The sequence below is a fragment of the Amycolatopsis sp. VC5-11 genome (genome assembly GCF_037034185.1).
Classification (GTDB): domain Bacteria; phylum Actinomycetota; class Actinomycetes; order Mycobacteriales; family Pseudonocardiaceae; genus Amycolatopsis; species Amycolatopsis nivea.
The window spans coordinates 83223-100438 of sequence record NZ_JBAGKF010000021.1; the positions used below are offsets into that span (position 1 = coordinate 83223).

Genomic DNA, 17216 nt, shown 5'->3' on the forward strand with positions numbered 1-17216 from the left:
GTTCAGCCCGCGGTTTCCGACACTTCCGCCTGCACCGCTTCCTCCTCGGCGCGCACGCGGTGCCGTCCGGCGCGGTTGGAGCGCAGGATCTTGGCGAGGACCATGTTGAAGGTCAGCGCGATCTCTTGTGCGCCAGGGGAATGCCATTCGTGGATCGGGCTGCACGCGCCCTGCGCCTGCTGCACCGCGAGCCGGTCCGGGATCGCGGTCGGCATCACCAGCGAACCGAAGTTCTCCCGCAGTTCCGAGACCCGGAACTGGTGCTCGTACGACCGCACGCGCAGCTTGTTCACGAGTACGCCGATCGGGCGCAGCGACGGATTGCTGTCCTCGCGGATCCGTTCGATCGCCTCGAGCGCGCGCTGCGCACCGGCGACGGCATACATTGTGGGTTCAGTCACAATGAGCGCGCTGTCGGCCGCGACGAGCGCCGATTTGGTGAGCCGGCCGAGCGACGGCGGGCAGTCGATGATCGCCAGCTCGTACGGATCCTCGCGCAGCGGGTGCTGGTGCAGCTCGTCGAGCGCGCGGGAGAGGTTTTCCAGGCGGCGGCCGTCGGAGTCGGGTTCGTTGAGCGACTCCAGCTCCTCGGCGCCGACCAGCACGTCGATGTCCTCGCTCCAGACGCTGGGCGCGATCGCGCGTTCGAGGACGGCCCGCGCGGGCGTCTCGAGCACGTCGGCGAGCGTCGCGTCGGTGAACGGCGGGTCGAGCGAGGTGGTGGCGTTGCCCTGCGGGTCGAGGTCGGCTACGAGCGTGCGGGTTCCCCTACGCAGCGCGGCCGACGCGATACCGAGCGCGACCGTCGTTTTGCCGACACCACCCTTGAGGCTGAGAACGGCGACCGTGTGCACTCGACACAGCCTACGGGCCGTGCGCCGGGGCGGTAGCCCGGAAGGTGGCGAACGCCGCTGCGGCGCCACGCGGGTCACGGCAAGTGACCGGCGGCCATTACCCTGTCGGCCATGAAGACCGACACCGTGGCCGCCCGGGGTTCGGGCGCTGTTCGCCGGGCGCTCGAGGCCGAACTGCGGGCCGCCCGCGCCCGCGGCGTGGAGCAGCCGGTCGTCGTCGACGTCGGCGGCGGGAGCGGCGGCTGGGCGGTGCCGTTCGCCTCGGCCGGATGCCTGGTCACCGTGGTCGAACCGAACCCGAACGCACTCGCGACGCTGCGCCGCCGCGCCGAGGAGGAGGGCGTCTCCGGCCGGATCACGGTGATCGCGGACGACTCCGACGCGCTCGCCGCGCACGTCCAGGCCGGATCGGCGGACCTGGTGCTGGCGCACGGCCTGCTGGAGGTCGTGGACGACCCGCGCGCCGTGCTCGACGCGCTCGCCGCCGCTGTGTCGCCGGGCGGCGCCGTGTCGGTGCTGGTGGCCAACCGCAACGCGGCCGTGCTGCATCGCGCGCTGGCCGGGCGGATCTCCGAGGCGCAGCAGCTGATGGAAGGCCCGGACGGCATCGTCGCGGGGGACACCGTACTGCGCCGGTACGACAGCGCCGGGCTGACCGATTCGCTCGTGGCGGCCGGCCTTGAGGTCACGCTGCTGCAGGGCGACCGGGTGATCTCGGACGTCGTACCGGGCGGGGTCCGCGAGGACGAGCTGGCCGAGTTCGAGCTGAGCGCCTCGGCGGTGCCCGCGCTGCGCGACGTCGCGGGCCGGTTGCACGCGATCGCCCGGCGGGGCTGATCCGCTCCGCTCTGCGGCGGTAGCCGTCCCGGACCACCCGTAAGCGTGGTCGCCGGTGCTCGCGCGCCGGGAATTGTCGGTGGCGGAAGGTAGCGTCCGGAGGCGTGGGGAGAAACGCCGAACTGCCGAGCGGGATGGCCCGCTACCGCGTCACCACGGGCGCGACCGAGCTGCCGGACGACACCGGCTGCTCGATTCTGCACGTGGACATGGACGCCTTCTTCGTGTCGTGCGAACTGCGCACCCGGCCGGAGCTGGCGGACCAGCCGGTCGTCGTGTCCGGCGGCGGCCCGCGCTCGGTCGTCGCCGCGGCGAGCTACCCGGCGCGGCGCTTCGGCGTGCGCTCGGCCATGCCGTTCGCCACCGCCAAACGGCTGTGCCCGCAGCTGGTCTGCATCCAGCCGACGCCCGGGCTGTACGGCGAGGTGTCGCGCGGCGTCATGGGGATTTTCCGGCAGCTGACGCCGCTGGTGGAGCCGCTGAGCCTGGACGAGGCGTTCCTGGACGTAGGAGGCGCACTGCGGCGGCTGGGGACCACTCCGGGTGCGCTGGGGGCGCGGATCCGGGAACGGGTGGCGGCCGAGCACGGGATCACGTGCTCGGTCGGGGTCGCGAAGGTCAAATTCGTGGCGAAACTGGCGTCGGGGATGGCCAAACCGGACGGGATGGTGATCGTCCCCGCGGCCGAGACGCTGGAGTTCCTGCACCCGCTGCCGGTGTCGGCGCTGTGGGGCGTCGGCAAGCGGACGGAGGAACAGCTGCGCCAGCACGGCTGGCACACGATCGCGGACATCGCCGCCACCCCGCCCGCCCGGCTGCGGCGCGCGGCGGGCCGAGCGGTCGGAGATCACCTGTGGGCGTTGGCGAACGGCCACGACGACCGGGCGGTGGAACCGGAGTCGGCGGAGAAGTCGATCGGAGCCGAGCACACCTTCGATGTCGACGTCCTGAACCGCGGCGAGCTGAGCCTGGAGTTGCTGCGCCTGTCCGAACGAGTCGGGGCGACGCTCCGATCGCGTGCGCTGCGCGGGAGGACGGTCTCGATCAAGGTGCGGTTCGCCGATTTCCGCACGATCACCCGAGCGCGCACCGTGCTCTCCCCGACGGACGTGGCCCGCGACATCCACCGCACGGCAGTCGAGCTGCTGACCGAACACGCACCGACGGGAGCGGTCCGGCTGATCGGAGTGCGAGTGGAAGGCCTGGACACCGGCGACGGAGGCGAGCAACTGTCGTTCGCGAACGACGAACCTCGATGGCGCGACGCGGAGGTAGCGGCGGACGTCGCAAGACTGAAGTTCGGCTCGGCGGCTATCCGGCCTGCTTCGCTGCTTTCTCCCCGGGAGGATTGAGGGCGGGGCGTGCAGGAGTGAGGCTGAGGTGGAGAGCGGGCCCTGGCTGGCCTGTTCGGATGGAAACCCCGAGGCTTGCTTCTTCGCCCGTCAATGCCCTGCAGCGATGCTGCGGGACCCGTTTCCGCTCGCCCGCACAGCATCCGTCCGCGCCTTCCTCGAAATCCCGCCCCCGCTGCCTGGCACGGTGTCCCGGGCAAGACCGCCTTCGGGGCCGGGAGCTGATCGCGCGCTGGGAGGTCTCGGCACCGCTGGGAAGCCCAGGCCTGCTGGGCGTGTGGCCGTCGCCGTTCTGGCACCGCAGACGTTCGGACGGCAGCGGCGGGCACGCCCGCACGCGTCCGGGCGCAGGCTTCTCTGTCCGGCCGGGCCGCCTAGCCGGATTCATCCGCCTCGACGGATTCGTGGGCGATTCACCGGAATGACCGCCCAGTTGGCGATCGATGCCCGGCTCGAGGCGGTCGAGCAAGGCCCGGAACAGGGTTCCGTCGGTCGCGCTGAGTTAGCGGGAGCCGGGCTGTTCGAGCGGTGAGGAATTGCCGATCCCGGATACCTCCGGGTGAATGAATCGCGGACGGTACCGATCGGCGGAAGATCGGCCCGGCGGGGGCGTCGGCAGGGCGGGTGGTCGGCGCGGAGACGGTTTCTCTCCGTGACGAGGGACCCCGCCCGGGGGAGGCCGACGGGGCGGCGCAGGGCCCTGGACTGCGCCGATGGGGGTGACTTCCGTCGCGGTGACGCACTGTCAACCCGCGTTGTGCGGGATTTCCCCCGATTCGATCATTTCCGGATCGGGGATCGGGTAGTCGGACGAGCGCGGGGCTCGTATCCTGGACAGTGCCACCCCGCCTGGGGTTGGCTGTTGGGTCCAGGACGTTGCGCGGCCCGGCGCCCGCGACAGCTGTGCCGGAGGAGGAAAGATGCCACTCTCCGAGCATGAGCAGCGGCTGCTCGACCAGATCGAGCGCGAGCTCTATGCCGAGGACCCCAAGTTCGCATCCACGGTGCGCGGCACCCGGTTGCGCCGACCCGCGCGCCGTCGGCGCATCCAGGGGATCGCCCTGTTCGTGGTGGGCGTTGCGCTGCTGGTGCTCGGTGTGGTGATCCCGGTATTGCGGGTAGCCGACGTGCCGGTGGTCAGCGTGCTCGGGTTCCTCGTGATGTTCTTCGGGGTCATGATGGCCGTGACGTCGCTGCGCCACAGCGACAGCGGCGGCAAGAACAGCCATGACGACGGAGGCGGCGGGGGGAAGCAATCCGGCCGCAAGAGCTCCTTCACGCAGCGCATGGAGGAACGTTTCCGCCAGCGCTTCGAAGGCCAATAGCACGACGGCGAATCCGCGCTTCTCCCCTCGGGGCGGAGCGCGGTTTCTCGTGCGCGGGCACGGACTGCACCGGCTAGCGGGACACCATTTCCCGCCCCGGATTGTCGGGGCAGGCCTGGCTCGTGTGCGCCCGGTCGGGATGCGCGACGAGGAGTTGCGTCGCGCCCCGGGGCATGCGGTGCTGCCGAATACGGCACCGGATCGGGCGAGGTGTCGCAGCGTGCCGGGGTGAGCGGATTCGCCGAGGTCGATCAGAGCCAGCAGGCCGCGCGGAGTTCGGGGAAAACGGCCCCCGAGAGCGGCGAGGGCGCGGCAGTGCAAAGGCTGAGGCGGGACAGCGGTCTGGGATTTGCCGCGGCCGAACGCATCCGGATGGTTTGGCTCGTCCCACCGCACCCAACAAATGCACCCACCGCGATCTGCGCGCGCCGCTTAGGCAAGACCAGGCCGCGCTGGCTCAGGCTTCACACCCCAGCCAACGCGACCCCGTGAAGCTCACCGTCGTCGGCGAATGACCGATCGGGGGAACAACCGACCGCGCATCGACAACGGGGCCGTCCGGCGCAGGCTTTCCCGCAGCTGTCCGAAAGCGGGCTCCAAGGTCGCATCCGGAGTCGCCTCGTCGCTGTACCAGCTGCGTTCCACCGCGCCCAGCACAGTCCGCAACGCCTCCCGGCCCGAGTCGTCCAGGCGGTGGCGTTCGGCGATCTTCCCGCCCGCCACGCGAACCGTGTCGCTGTCGGAGATCGGCAGGTCTCTGTCCGCGCACTCGGCCTTCAGCTCGCGCCAAGCCGCGTCGGCGGCACCGGAGGAGTGCGTGGCGATCGTCTGGAGGTGACGGCGGCGCGTCAGGTCGCGCAGCGCAGCGGGGCCGCCGGTCGCGGCGAGGATCAGGACCACCACCGCGGCGAACCACCATGACACCGTGCCGGCCAGCAGGCCGATCGCGGCGACCAGCAGGACCGCTCCGGTCAGCGGCAGCCACAACGCGGCCAGGTGCAACGGGGTCGGGGCGGCGACCGGGTTTCTGACCAGCACGTTCCCGTCCGGCGTGGCGCCCGGCGGGACGCCGGACGGGGCCATGCCGGGACGCGGGCGGCGGCGCAGGAAGTACGACGTGGCCACGGCGGCGGCGCCCAGAACCGCGAGGGCGAGCGCCAGCCAGGTCATCCAGCTGTCGTCCGGGGTCGTGTCGGCGGGGGTGGCGGGTGCGGCCTGGTCGTGGGTCTTGTCGGCCGACGCGCCGGTCGACGGGGAGGCGGAGCGCGGGGCCGTCGGGAGGTCGTCGGTCGCGTTGGGCTGGTGCGGGTTCTGGGTGTTCTGCTGGAGATACGGCGGGACGATGCCGCGGCCGTCGGCGAGCGGGGTCGGGTCGAAGCTGACCCAGCCCTTGTCGCCGAAGTACGCCTCGACCCACGCGTGCGCGTCCTGCGAGCTGATCGACTGGTAGTCGCCCTTGGAAACGCCGGGAGTGAAGCCGATCGCGACGCGCGCGGGGATGTGCGCGACCCGCAGCATCACCGCCATCGCCGACGCGTATTGCTCGCAGTAGCCCCGTTTTCCCTTGAGGATGAAGTCGGCGAGCGCGTCGGCGTCGGTGGCGTCCGCGGTCTTCGTGTCGTACACGAAACCGTTCTGCGCGCTGAAGTACTGCCACAGCGCGGTCGCCCGGTCGAAGTTGTTCGACTTGCCCGCGGTGAGCTGGTCGGTCAGCGCCGTGACGCGCGGGTCGACCTGGCCGATCCGCGTGTACAGCGCGGGGACCTCGTCGGATTTCGGGGCGGCGTCGCGCAATTCGGCGGCGGTCGGCTCCTTCAGCGACGCGGTTTCCACGTACGCCGGGGCGGGTTCGCTCGTCGTGGTGAACACCGAGCCGCTGACCCGGTCGTACAGCCACTGCGGCGGCACGCCCCGGAGCGCGCGCGGGGCGCCGTAGACCGGCAGCCAGTTGTCGACCCAGCGCGTCGGCTGGATCTGGATCTGCCGAGACACGCCGGTGCCGTCGTCGCCGGGCGCGGCGGGCAGCGTGCTGTTCGCGAGCACGCCGGTCTGCGCCTGGCCGCCGGCGCGCAGGCCCCAGCCCTTGTTCGGCGTGTAGGTGTCCAAGGTGAACGCGCGCATCAGCCGCCGATCCGGGCCGAGGCCGCGGACCTGGAACAGTTCGGTGTTCTGGCCCTGGTCGAGCAGTCCGCGCAGCTGCGTGAACGGCGCGATGCCGAAGCCGCCGGTCCCGTCCCCGTCGCCGCCCGGGCCGGAACCGAACGGGATCTTGCCGACCGTCCCGACCATGGTGATCCCGCCGCCCAGCAGGCCGAGCACGATCGCCGAACTGACCACGGCCACCGGGGCCTGCGCGAGCCGCAGCATGCCGCCGGAGCCGGGCGCGTCACGGTTGCGCCAGCGGCGGTGCCGGTGGTTTCCGTCAAGCGCGAGCAGACACGCGAAGGCACCGGCGCCGAGCACGAACGTCCACCACGGCATCAAGTCGTCCGACAGCGCCGCGGGCACCGCGTACACACAGAGCAGCACGAGCCCGGTCGCCGCGGGTGCCGCCGCGGCGACGGCGAGCGTGTCGACCAGCACCGCGACCAGGCCGATCGCGATCGTGACGAGGCACAGGATCGGCTGGGTGCTGTCGACCGGCGGGAGGCCGGTCCGGATCTGCTCAGCCGCCGCGGTGAGCGTGGCCTGCAGTTCGCCGAAGGCGGTGGGGCCGGGGAAAATCGTGAGCACGCCCTGGGTCGTGAACGCCCCGGTGATGAGGAACAGCAGCACGAACAGCTGCCCGAACCCGGCGACGACGGTCGGCGCGCGCAGCGACCGCAGCGCCAGCCCGGTGCCCGCGACCAGCACGACGGCGACGAAGATGTACCCGAACCACGCCCAGCCGGAGACGACGCTGGTCAGCGACGTGGCCGCGCACAGCGTCGCGAGCCCGGCCGCGATCGGCGGCAGCACGCTGCTCCGCCACGCGGGCGGCGGATCGGTGGGCTGCGGGGTCGGGGTGTGCGGGATCGGCGGCGCGCCGGACGGGCGGGGAGCGGTGGTGGTCATCGGATCCCCCTGCGTGCTCGTGCGCGGCGACGCCGGTGAGAACCGGCATCACCGCGCACGACGGTCTTCGTCAGTTTCATCGCGTCCCGCCGATCACCGTCGACCGGTGGGTCCCCGCGCGGCACAGCAGCCCCCACACCTCGGGCATCGGCGTTCGCGGACCAGCCACCACGACGCCCCAGCCAGCTCCGCGCAGCAGCTCCGCCGACTCCTCGGTCGCCGCGGCGAGGTGGTCCGGCGAAGCCGAACCCGCCCAGGCCGGAGTGTCCAAAAGGACGGCGAGACTGCGGACTCCACGGGCCCGGTACCGCGTCAGCTCGTGCACCGATTCCGCGCTCACCGTGCCCAGGATCGCGATCAGTTCCTGTCCCTCGGCCGGGTCGTGGCCGAGCGTCACGTCTCGCTGGTGCGCGGGCTGGAGCGCGGCCAGCGCGTCGAGCACCAGGTTGTCGTACCCCTCGCCGCCGTCGGCGGGAGAGTCGGCGAGCGAGATGCCGTGTTCGGTCACCAGTCGGACCCGGTGGCCGGTCCGCCGCAGATGCAGCGACACCGAAGCCGCGAACGACACCGCCCACTCCAGGCTCGCCGCGGGCCCGCTCCCGTGGTGCGCCGCGGCGCGGTGGTCCAGCAATACTGTCGTGCCGCCGCGCCAAGGGCGTTCCTCGATGCGGACCATGATCTCGTCGCGCCGCGCGGTCGACCGCCAGTGGACCTTCCGCATGTCGTCGCCGGTGCGGTAGTGCCGCACGATCACGTCCGGCTCGCCCTGCCCGGAATGCAGCCGGACGCTTCCGTCGTCGCCCGCTCCGGCCCCGGCACCGCCGGGCAGCCCCCACAACGGCACCGCGCGCGGCACGACGACCAGCCGCGAATGGCCGATCAGCTCGCGTTCGAATTCGCACAGCCCGAACGGGTCGGTGATCGTCGCGCGCAACGGGCCCACCTGCTGGATCCCGCGCATGGCCGGGCGCAGCGGATACCGCAGCAGCACGCGCCGGTCGTGCGGCAGCCGTTCGACCACGAACCGCGGGCGGGCGCCCAGCGCGTACGGCACGCCGTCCTCCAGCAGCACTTCGCCGCCGGGCAGCCGTCCGCTGCGCCACAGTTCAAGGTCGACCTCGCCGGTCGCGCCCGCCGCGACCCGGTCCGGGCGCAAGGAGCGCGCGGCGCCGAGCCGCAGCCGGGTCGCCGAAATGTAAGCGGCGACCAGCAGCGGCAGGGCGACGACGAACACCGCGACCCGCAGCAGGTCGCGTTCGTTGAGCACCAGCGAGCACACCGCGGCCGCGATCCCGGCGGCGAGGAGGCAGCGGCCTCGGGTGGTGAGGCCGGAAAGCGCGCGCAGCATGCGGATTCCCTACTCGGGTAGCGGGACGCGCCTCAGCGGGCCGAGCCCTGGGGGACGGGGACGCGGTGCAGCACCGCGCGGACCACGTCGGTCGCCGAACGGCGGGCGGCGTGCGCCTCGGTGGTGAGCACCAGCCGGTGCGCCAGCACGGGCACGGCGACCGTGTGCAGGTCGTCGGGCACCACGTAGTCGCGCCCGGACAGCGCGGCCTGCGCGCGTGCGGCCCGGACCAGGTGCAGCGTCGCCCGCGGCGAGGCGCCGAGCCGGATCTCCGGCACCTGCCGGGTCGCCGACACGACGTCGACGGCGTACCGGCGGACCTCCGGCGCGATGTGCACGCCGCGGACGGTCTCGATCAGCCGCAGCATCGTCTCGCCGTCGGACACCGGCTCCAGGTCCGCGAGCGGGTTGTGCCCGGAGTGCTCGTCGACCATGGCCAGTTCGGCCTGCTGGTCGGGGTAGCCGATGGACACCCGCGCGGTGAACCGGTCGCGCTGGGCCTCGGGCAGCGCGTAGGTGCCCTCCATCTCGATCGGGTTCTGCGTCGCGATGACCATGAACGGCGCGCCGAGCCGGTAGGTGCTCGTGTCGACCGTGACCTGATGCTCCTCCATGCACTCCAGCAGCGCGGACTGCGTCTTCGGCGAGGCCCGGTTGATCTCGTCGCCGACCACGATGTTCGCGAACACCGGGCCGGGCCGGAACTCGAACTCGCCGGTCTGCCGGTTGTAGATGGACACGCCGGTGACGTCGCTGGGCAGCAGGTCGGGCGTGAACTGCACGCGGCTGACGGTGCAGTCGATCGAGCGCGCGAGCGCCTTCGCGAGCGAGGTCTTGCCGACGCCCGGCACGTCCTCGACGAGCAGGTGACCCTCGGCCAGGAGGGTCACCAGCGCGATCCGGATGACGTCCGGCTTGCCGACGAGGACGCGTTCCACGTTCGCGGCGATCCGGCGCGCGGCGTCGTGCAGTTCGCCGAGCCCGGCCGCCGGGACCGCTGCCAGCCCGTCCGGGGACTCGACCGCCGGGTACGGCGGCTGCCCGGACCCGTTGCCGTGACCTCCGGCGGGGGAAGCGGACTGGATTCTCGACGTCACTCGACCTCCTGGTGGCGCAATGGCTGGGCGGGAACCGGCGGGGATGCGCGCCTGCCCAGCGTGCTCCCCAGTGTGTCAAACCCGGGAGAACCGGGCGGCGGAACCCCGAGATCGTTTCATGGTGACGCCCAGCCACCTCAGCACTCCTTCTTACGGGTGATTATGAGGCATTTTCAGGTGATCCCGCTGACCGTATGCACTGTCGTATGCTCCGAAACGAAGTCGCCCGACCACGGTTCGACGTCGGAAGAGGTGCATCCGCGCATGAGCGAGGCCGAGGCGGAACGGAAAGCCGGGCTCCCGGGACTGTCCGGCGGCCGGTTCGCGGTCACGCCCGAACTGGCGACCGCGACGTACGCGAAGCTCGGCGAGCTGCAGGACGTCGTCGGCGAGATGGTCCGCGAGGCCGCGGTGCTCGGCCGGTCGGTGCCGCTGGGCGGCGGGTACGCCGGCGAGGTCGGCGCGTTCATGGCGAAGTACGGCCTCGGCCGCGACGGCTCGGCGGTCGACAGCCTCACCGCGTTCGGGAAGGAAATCGCCGGGCTGAAGAAACGCATCGGCGGCGCGCTCGAGAAATACCGCGACCAGGACAGCGAAGCCGCCGAAGGCGTGGACTGCACCGGTGGCTGACCGTTCCGCGGCGCGCGCCGCACTCCTTCTTCTCCCGCTCGCCGGGCTGACGATGCTCGTTTCCTGCGGCCGGATGCCCGGCCTCTCGCACGCCGCACCCGCCGACGGAGGCCCGCCCGCTCCGCCGCCGTCATCCTCCGCTCCTTCGCTGGCCAAGCTCGACCCGTGCACGCTGCTCTCGCCGCAGGACCGGTCGTCGGCCGGGCTCACCGGGCAGGGCAAGCCGAAGACGATCGGCGAGGCGCGCGCCTGCGACTGGACGGTGCCCTCGACCTTCGGCGTCACGGTCACCCTCGACGAAACCAACGGGCTGGCCAACCTCGACCTCTCCGACGGCAAGCGCACCAAGAAGGAGGTCGGCTCGCACCAGGCGGTGCAGGTGTCCGGCCGCCGCGGCACGTGCGCGGTGCTGCTCGACGTCGGCGGCGCGCAGAGCGTGCAGGTCGACGTGAACAACGCGAACTTCGCCGACTCGGACCTCGCCTGCTCGCGGGCGGGCGACGTGGCCGGGCTGGTCGAGCCGAAGCTGCCGTGAACCCCGTGCGAGGAGGAAAGTCGTGACCGACACCCCGGCCCCCGAGCCGACGGCCCGGTACGAAGCGTTCAGCCACGCGGCGCTGGCCGCGCAGGCGGTCGACGGCAACGACCCGGCCGCGGCCGGCGAGTCGGGCACGCGGTGGGCCGGGCTGTCGCAGCGGCTCGAGGACTCGCTCGGCGGGCTGATCGCGCTGTCCGCGGGCAGCGAGGAGGCCTGGCAGGGCGACGCCGGCGACGCGATGCGGAAGGTGCTCGGCAAGGCGTCCGGCTGGCTGGCCGAAACCTCCGTGGTGTCGGCGAAGGTCGGGGAGGCCGTGCAGGGACAGGCCGAGGTCGCCGCCCGGGCGCGCGCGGACATGCCCGCGCCGGTGGACTTCGACCCGGCGGCGATGATCCGGTCCGCCGCGGCGAGCGGGGACCTGGTGCGGCTGGCCGGGCTGTCGTCCGCGATGGACGAGCGGCGCGCCGAAGCCGAGGCCGCCCGGCAGAAGGCGATCGACGTCCTGCGCACCCGGGACACGGCGTTGCGCGGGCTCCTGCCCGAAGGCGAGTTCCCCGCGGTCCCGCCGCTCGGCGCGGGGCCGGCTTGATCAGCCTGTCGGCGTCCGCGTTCGACATCGTGTGGGCCGACCTCGGCCTCGACGCCCCTCCCGCGCCGCTCTCGGTGCGCAGCGTGGGAGAGACCGACGCCGACCGCTCCGCGATCCGCGCGGAGGTCTACCGGAACCTCGGCGAACGCGGCCTCTTCGACGGCCGTCTAGACGCCGCGCTGGAGAACGGCCTCCGCGTGCTGGCGTCCGCGGAACGGTATGTGGAGTGCGAAGCGCTCGCCGACATGACCGCCGACGAACCGTTCCGCGCGGTCGCCGCTCTTCGCGGACGGAACGCGGTGCTGGCCGTGCAGCCGGCGCGGACGATCGGCGTGCGCGGCATCGGGGAGAGCGAACTGGCCTCGGCGATCGTCGACGTGCTGCCCGAGCTTTCGGCCGGACCCGGTTACGGCGTCCGGCTGCCCGCGGCGGGGGAGCCGCCCGGCGGCGCGCAGGGGGAGGAGCTGCGGGCGATCCAGTCCCGGCCGGTGTACGCGGCGGGCCAGTTCACCGTCCACGTCCGCGACCGGGCGGGCAAACTCGCCAGGACCGGCGGGCTGACGTGGTTCGACACGGACGCCGGGGCGTATTCGGCGGTGAGCTCGCCGGGCCGCGGCGGGCAGGAGTGGGTGACGGTGTCCCCGGTCGACAGCGCGCGGCTGGCCGAGCGGGTGATGGAGCTGGCGCCGCGCTGACGGGGCGCGTCTGAAGTGGACGGTGGCGGCCGCGCCGGTGTCGCGAGTGGACGGTCGACCGGCTGGCGGCGGACTCGTGCGCGGCGATGCCGGTTCTCAGCGGCATCGCCACTCACGACCGCGGTTGGCCGCCGCTTGCGCCGGACTCCCCGCCGAGCCCCACCCGGCTGGCCTCACCACCAGGCCTCGCCGCGGCTCCCCACCCGCCCCCACGGCGGCCCCCACCAAGCCCCACTCGCTTTGCATCGCGCACTTCCCGGACTTCGCGCCGCCTCCCCACGACGCCCCCCCCACCAGGCCCCACCGCGGCTCCCCACCCCGCTCCACCCGCGTCCCCGCCAGCCCCCACCGGTTCCCCCACCCGTCCCCACCACGGGTCCCCACGCTGCCGAAACGCGGACGTTTCAGACCTTCCGAGGTTGCGGGAGACCCCGGTGCGGGGGATCTTCGCCACGGTCCCCCCACCGCGCCCCCACCTGGACCCACCTCCGTGACCTGCGCAAACGCGCCACCCGACGGAGTGGCACGCGCGCAAGACTCGTTGACTGTGGTGAAAAGTGGGGTACGGTGGTGGCCAGTGGGGCGGAAGGGAGCCCCCGAGCCGGGACCGGGCGGGGAGCCAACCGGATCCGGTAGGGAGGTGGAGGCCGGTGTTCCTCGGCACCCACACCCCGAAGCTGGACGACAAAGGGCGGCTCACGCTGCCCGCGAAGTTCCGCGAAGCCTTGGCAGGCGGGCTGATGGTCACCAAGGGGCAGGACCACTGTCTCTTCGTCTTCCCCCGAGCCGAGTTCGAGCAGATGGCCAGGAAGGTCGCCGAAGCCCCGTTCACCAACGAGGCGGTGCGGGCCTACCAGCGCTACCTGTTCGCCGGGACGGACGAGCAACGTCCGGACGGACAAGGGCGCGTCGCCATCGCGCCGGAGCTGCGCCGGTACGCGGGGCTCAACAAGGAGTGCGTGGTGATCGGCGCGATCACCCGGCTCGAGATCTGGGACGCCCAGGCGTGGCAGGGCTACCTGGACGAACACGAGGACAGCTACGCACAGGCTCGGGAGGAAGTTCTGCCGGGCGTCTTCTAGGAGACGCCCTGAGCGCACCTGCGTCGTCGGGGGACGCGGGTACGCCGTTCGACGCGGATGCCGTGAGGCCTCTGTCCGCTCTTTGACCCTGGCGCACCTTCCCCGGTGCCAGGTCAGCAAGCGGGCGGGCAGGGACCTGACGGCATCCGCCGCATCTTCCCCGGAAACACTCGCGGCAGAAAGGGGGAAGACATGGCGGACGAAGCCGAGCACGTTCCGGTGCTGCTGGACCGCATCGTCGAGCTGTTCGCCCCCGCACTGGCGGATCGCGACGCCGTTCTCGTCGACGCGACCGTCGGCCTCGGCGGCCATTCCGACGCGCTGCTCGCCGCGTTCCCCCGGCTCCGGCTGATCGGTCTCGACCGCGATCCGGCCGCGCTCGAGCGCTCCGCGGAGCGGCTCGCGCGGCACGGCGACCGCGTCGACCTGGTCCACACTGTCTACGACGGACTGCCCGAAGCGGTGTCCGGACTGGGACTGTCCCAAGTGGACGGAATCCTGTTCGACCTCGGCGTCTCGTCGATGCAGCTCGACCGCACCGAACGCGGGTTTGCCTACTCGCAGGACGCGCCGCTCGACATGCGGATGGACCCGACCACCGGGTTCACCGCGGCCGACGTGCTCAACACCTACGCGCCCGGCGAGCTGATCCGGATCCTGCGCGACTACGGCGAGGAACGGTTCGCGCAGCGGATCGTCCGCGCCGTGGTGGCGGAACGGGAGAAGGAACCGTTCACCCGCAGCGGAAGGCTGGTCGAACTGCTCTACTCCGCGGTGCCCGCGGCGAGCAGGCGCACCGGCGGGCATCCGGCGAAGCGCACGTTCCAGGCGCTGCGGATCGAGGTCAACGGCGAGCTGGAAGTGCTGCGCCGGGCGATGCCCGCGGCGCTGCGCACGCTGGCGATGGACGGCCGGATCGTCGTCGAGTCCTATCAGTCCCTCGAGGACCGGCTGGTCAAGCAGGCGCTCGCGGAACTGGCGAAATCCCGGACGCCGGAAGGGCTTCCGGTCGAACTGCCCGGGCACGGGCCGGAACTGAAGCTCCTCACGCGGGGAGCGGAGAAGGCCGGCGAGCGCGAGATCGAGCACAACCCGCGGGCCGCCTCGGTACGGCTGCGTGCAGCACAACGGATCGGAGAGCCGCGATGACCGCACCTACGAAGTCCCGCCGCTCGTCGTCGACCGCTGCGGAGCGGGCACCGCGGAACACCGTCGCCGAGACCGACGCTCCGGCGCGGCGGCGCACGACGGCGGCCGAGCGCGCGTACGCCCGGCGGGCGCAGCGGGCCGACCTGCTGCGCCAGCGTGCGCCGAAAAAGCCCGTCGCGGAACCGGAACGGGTCGAAACGAAGACCGTGCGCACGCGGTTCCAGCTGCGCTGGCCGCGTTCGCGCGCGTCGTTCGTGCTCGTGATGATGGGGCTGCTGGCGGTCGGGGTCGCCGCGACGCTGTGGTTCACCACGCAGGCGATCGCCGATTCGTACCGGCTCGAAAAGCTGCGCACGGACAGCGCTTCGCTGATGGAGACGAAGGACCGGCTGGAGCGCGAGGTCGCGAAGGCCCAGTCCCCGGCGTCTCTCGCGCCCGCGGCCAAGCAGTTGGGCATGGTGCCCGGCGGCGACCCGGCGCGCATCGTCGTCGGCAAGGACGGCAAGACGACCGTCGTCGGCGAACCGAAGAAGGCCCAGCCGGACGAGCAGGACACGGCCGCGCCCCCGGCGCAGCCGGTCGCTCCGCCGGAGGGCGGCATCGAAGGCGACCTGTCGGGCACGCCCGCGGGGACCGCAGGAGGGCAGTGATGGCGGCAGGCGGCAACAGCCGTTCCCGGGCGGCGGGCAGCGCGCGGCGGACCTACGCCGCGGGCACCCGCCGCGCGGTCGCGAAACGGGGCAACGGCGGACAGCGCAGCCGGTTTTCCGCGGTGCGCATCATGCTCGTCGTGCTGATGGTGGTGGCGGGCGCGAAACTGGTGCAGGTGCAGTGGTTCGAGGCCCCCGCGCTGTCCGCGGCGGCCGAACGGCAGCGCACGCTCACCATCGACATCCCGGCGCAGCGCGGGTCCATTGTGGACCGCAACGGGGCGAAACTGGCGTTCAGCGTGGAAACCCGCACGCTGTCGGTGAACCTGCGCGCGCTGCACAAGACGATGGACGAGTACGCGAAGAAGTACCCGGACAAGGGCCGCACCTTCGAAACCGAGGTGGCCGGCGCGGCGAAGCTGATCGCGCAGAAAGTCCCGCACCTGACGACGGAGGCCGAACAGCTGGCACTGCTGCACAAACAGCAGTCCTTCACCTACCTCGTCGACAACGTCGAGCCTTCGGTGGCCGACCAGATCGTCAAGAAGTACGCGTGGATCAGCGTGGAGAAGCGCGCCAAACGCGAATACCCGGGCGACAACCTCGCGTCGAACATCGTCGGCCTGGCGAACTGGCGGATGGACGACCCCGACGTGTCGAAGCACAACCTGCACGGCGTGATCGGGCTGGAGAAATCGCGCGACGCGGACCTGGCGGGCACGCCCGGCCGCGAGATCGTGAACACCCAGAACGGCAACGACAACCTGTACCTGCCGGGCACCGAGCACGTGCTCACCGCCGCCGTCCCGGGCTCCGATCTGGAGCTGACCATAGATTCCGACCTGCAGTTCGAACTGCAGCGCCAGCTGGCCGACTACGTCGCGAAGGCGAACGCCAAGGGCGGCCAGGCGGTCATCATGGACGCGAAGACGTCCGAGGTGTACGCGCTGGCCGACGCGAGCACGTTCAACCCGAACGACCCGTCCACGATCAAGGACGACCTGCTCAACAACCGCCCGGTCACCACGCCGTACGAGCCCGGTTCGGTGAACAAGGTGGTCACCGCGACCGCGGCGATCGACGACAAGATCGCCACGCCCACCTCGACGCTGGAGGTGCCGGGCTCGATCAAGGTCGCCGACCGGACCGTCCACGACGCGTGGGTGCACGGCACGCAGACGTTCACCACCACCGGCGTGTTCGCGAAATCCTCCAACGTCGGCACGCTGGAACTCGCGCAGCAGGTCGGCCCGGACCGGTACCTCGCGCTGCTGAAGAAGTTCGGCATCGGGCAGAAGACCGGCATCGGCCTTCCCGGCGAGAGCTCCGGTTACGTGCCGCCGCGCAAGGACTGGTCGGCGTCCACGTTCGGCAACCTGCCGATCGGGCAGGGCCTTTCGATGACCGTCGTGCAGATGGCCGGGATGTACCAGGCGATCGCGAACGACGGCCTGCGCGTCGAGCCGCGGATCGTGAAGGCGAAGAAGAACCCGGACGGCACGGTCACGCCGGAAGCGCCGCCGAAGACCGAGCGCGTGGTCAGCCCGGAGACCGCGAAAACGGTGCGGGACATGCTGCGCGCGGTGGTGCAGAACGCGAAGAGCCCGAACGCGGGCACCGCGCCCTCGGCCGGGCTGGAGGGCTACCAGATCTCCGGCAAGACCGGCACCGGCCAGCAGATCGACCCGCGCACCAAGGCGTACAGCTCGAGCCTGGCGAACATCACCTTCGCCGGGATCCTGCCCGCCGACCACCCGCGGTTCGTCGTCGGCATCCGGCTCGACGCGCCGGACACCACGTTGCCCGCCGGGCATTCCGCGGGCCCGCTGTTCCACTCGATCGCGTCGTACCTGTCGCAGCGGTACCAGATTCCGCTGTCCGACGGCCCGTCGCCGGTGGTGCCGCTCGTCGTCGGCTGACCGCCCCGGCCGCTTCGGTTGTCCGTGAAGGGCTCCTTGAGGGAATCCGATTCCCACAAGGAGCCCTTCACGCATTTCCGCGGGGGCCGGGCGGTCG

At 72.0% G+C, this 17216-nt stretch carries 15 protein-coding genes; 11 read left to right on the top strand and 4 right to left on the bottom strand.

Annotation, left to right across the window (positions count from 1 at the left end):
• Positions 1-2 precede the first annotated feature (2 nt).
• Complete coding sequence (locus WA670_RS38845) at positions 3-854, bottom strand: ParA family protein (RefSeq protein ID WP_037812467.1); 852 nt, start codon at positions 852-854, stop codon at positions 3-5.
• 111 nt (positions 855-965) lie between these two features.
• Here WA670_RS38845 and WA670_RS38850 point away from each other — a divergent pair, with 111 nt between their 5' ends.
• From WA670_RS38850 to WA670_RS38860, 3 genes are all read left to right on the top strand, one after another.
• Positions 966-1691, top strand: coding sequence for a methyltransferase domain-containing protein (locus WA670_RS38850; RefSeq protein ID WP_134728569.1), 726 nt, complete (start codon positions 966-968; stop codon positions 1689-1691).
• Positions 1692-1825: 134 nt separating this feature from the next.
• A complete protein-coding gene (gene dinB / locus WA670_RS38855) occupies positions 1826-3043 on the top strand; it encodes a DNA polymerase IV (protein WP_336161130.1) in 1218 nt (405 codons plus the stop codon).
• A gap of 920 nt (positions 3044-3963) precedes the next feature.
• The gene (locus WA670_RS38860; RefSeq protein WP_043827044.1) at positions 3964-4368 is read left to right on the top strand and encodes a DUF3040 domain-containing protein; all 405 of its coding nucleotides are present in this window, start codon (positions 3964-3966) and stop codon (positions 4366-4368) included.
• Positions 4369-4863: 495 nt separating this feature from the next.
• Here the strand turns inward: WA670_RS38860 and WA670_RS38865 are convergent, their stop codons facing one another.
• The 3 genes from WA670_RS38865 to WA670_RS38875 all read right to left on the bottom strand — a co-directional run bounded on the left by WA670_RS38865 (position 4864) and on the right by WA670_RS38875 (position 9867).
• A complete protein-coding gene (locus tag WA670_RS38865; RefSeq protein ID WP_336161114.1) occupies positions 4864-7422 on the bottom strand; it encodes a transglutaminase family protein in 2559 nt (852 codons plus the stop codon).
• Between the two features lie 76 nt (positions 7423-7498).
• The gene (locus tag WA670_RS38870) at positions 7499-8770 is read right to left on the bottom strand and encodes a DUF58 domain-containing protein (RefSeq protein ID WP_134669150.1); all 1272 of its coding nucleotides are present in this window, start codon (positions 8768-8770) and stop codon (positions 7499-7501) included.
• Positions 8771-8802: 32 nt separating this feature from the next.
• Complete coding sequence (locus WA670_RS38875) at positions 8803-9867, bottom strand: AAA family ATPase (RefSeq protein ID WP_037812456.1); 1065 nt, start codon at positions 9865-9867, stop codon at positions 8803-8805.
• A 264-nt stretch (positions 9868-10131) separates the two neighbouring features.
• Here WA670_RS38875 and WA670_RS38880 point away from each other — a divergent pair, with 264 nt between their 5' ends.
• The 8 genes from WA670_RS38880 to WA670_RS38915 all read left to right on the top strand — a co-directional run bounded on the left by WA670_RS38880 (position 10132) and on the right by WA670_RS38915 (position 17119).
• Positions 10132-10497, top strand: a complete 366-nt coding sequence (locus WA670_RS38880; protein ID WP_037812795.1) for a hypothetical protein — start codon at positions 10132-10134, stop codon at positions 10495-10497.
• A complete protein-coding gene (locus tag WA670_RS38885) occupies positions 10490-11032 on the top strand; it encodes a DUF3558 domain-containing protein (protein WP_240690919.1) in 543 nt (180 codons plus the stop codon). The genes WA670_RS38880 and WA670_RS38885 overlap by 8 nt, the downstream gene beginning before the upstream one ends.
• A 22-nt stretch (positions 11033-11054) precedes the next feature.
• Positions 11055-11624, top strand: coding sequence for a PPE domain-containing protein (locus tag WA670_RS38890; RefSeq protein WP_037812454.1), 570 nt, complete (start codon positions 11055-11057; stop codon positions 11622-11624).
• On the top strand, positions 11621-12319 hold the full coding sequence (locus tag WA670_RS38895) for an ESX secretion-associated protein EspG (protein WP_336161115.1): 699 nt from the start codon (positions 11621-11623) through the stop codon (positions 12317-12319). Before WA670_RS38890 ends, WA670_RS38895 begins: the two co-directional genes overlap by 4 nt.
• 650 nt (positions 12320-12969) lie before the next feature.
• A complete protein-coding gene (gene mraZ / locus WA670_RS38900) occupies positions 12970-13401 on the top strand; it encodes a division/cell wall cluster transcriptional repressor MraZ (RefSeq protein WP_009080393.1) in 432 nt (143 codons plus the stop codon).
• Positions 13402-13593: 192 nt separating this feature from the next.
• A complete protein-coding gene (rsmH, locus tag WA670_RS38905; protein WP_336161116.1) occupies positions 13594-14550 on the top strand; it encodes a 16S rRNA (cytosine(1402)-N(4))-methyltransferase RsmH in 957 nt (318 codons plus the stop codon).
• Positions 14547-15200 (top strand): hypothetical protein, encoded by a 654-nt coding sequence (locus tag WA670_RS38910; RefSeq protein WP_238605451.1) that lies wholly within the window; start codon positions 14547-14549, stop codon positions 15198-15200. The genes rsmH and WA670_RS38910 overlap by 4 nt, the downstream gene beginning before the upstream one ends.
• Positions 15200-17119 carry a peptidoglycan D,D-transpeptidase FtsI family protein gene (locus WA670_RS38915; protein ID WP_134728571.1) on the top strand — a complete coding sequence of 640 codons (1920 nt, stop codon included), beginning with the start codon at positions 15200-15202 and terminating at the stop codon, positions 17117-17119. The genes WA670_RS38910 and WA670_RS38915 overlap by 1 nt, the downstream gene beginning before the upstream one ends.
• Positions 17120-17216 lie beyond the last annotated feature (97 nt).

Excerpts from the sequence above, each read along its gene's own strand:
- WA670_RS38850 (WP_134728569.1), top strand. The coding sequence starts at position 966 with ATGAAGACCGACACCGTGGCCGCCCGGGGTTCGGGCGCTGTTCGCCGG.
- dinB (WP_336161130.1), top strand. The coding sequence starts at position 1,826 with ATGGCCCGCTACCGCGTCACCACGGGCGCGACCGAGCTGCCGGACGAC.
- WA670_RS38860 (WP_043827044.1), top strand. The coding sequence starts at position 3,964 with ATGCCACTCTCCGAGCATGAGCAGCGGCTGCTCGACCAGATCGAGCGC.
- WA670_RS38865 (WP_336161114.1), bottom strand. The coding sequence starts at position 7,422 with ATGACCACCACCGCTCCCCGCCCGTCCGGCGCGCCGCCGATCCCGCAC.
- WA670_RS38870 (WP_134669150.1), bottom strand. The coding sequence starts at position 8,770 with ATGCTGCGCGCGCTTTCCGGCCTCACCACCCGAGGCCGCTGCCTCCTC.
- WA670_RS38880 (WP_037812795.1), top strand. The coding sequence starts at position 10,132 with ATGAGCGAGGCCGAGGCGGAACGGAAAGCCGGGCTCCCGGGACTGTCC.
- rsmH (WP_336161116.1), top strand. The coding sequence starts at position 13,594 with ATGGCGGACGAAGCCGAGCACGTTCCGGTGCTGCTGGACCGCATCGTC.
- WA670_RS38910 (WP_238605451.1), top strand. The coding sequence starts at position 14,547 with ATGACCGCACCTACGAAGTCCCGCCGCTCGTCGTCGACCGCTGCGGAG.
- WA670_RS38915 (WP_134728571.1), top strand. The coding sequence starts at position 15,200 with ATGGCGGCAGGCGGCAACAGCCGTTCCCGGGCGGCGGGCAGCGCGCGG.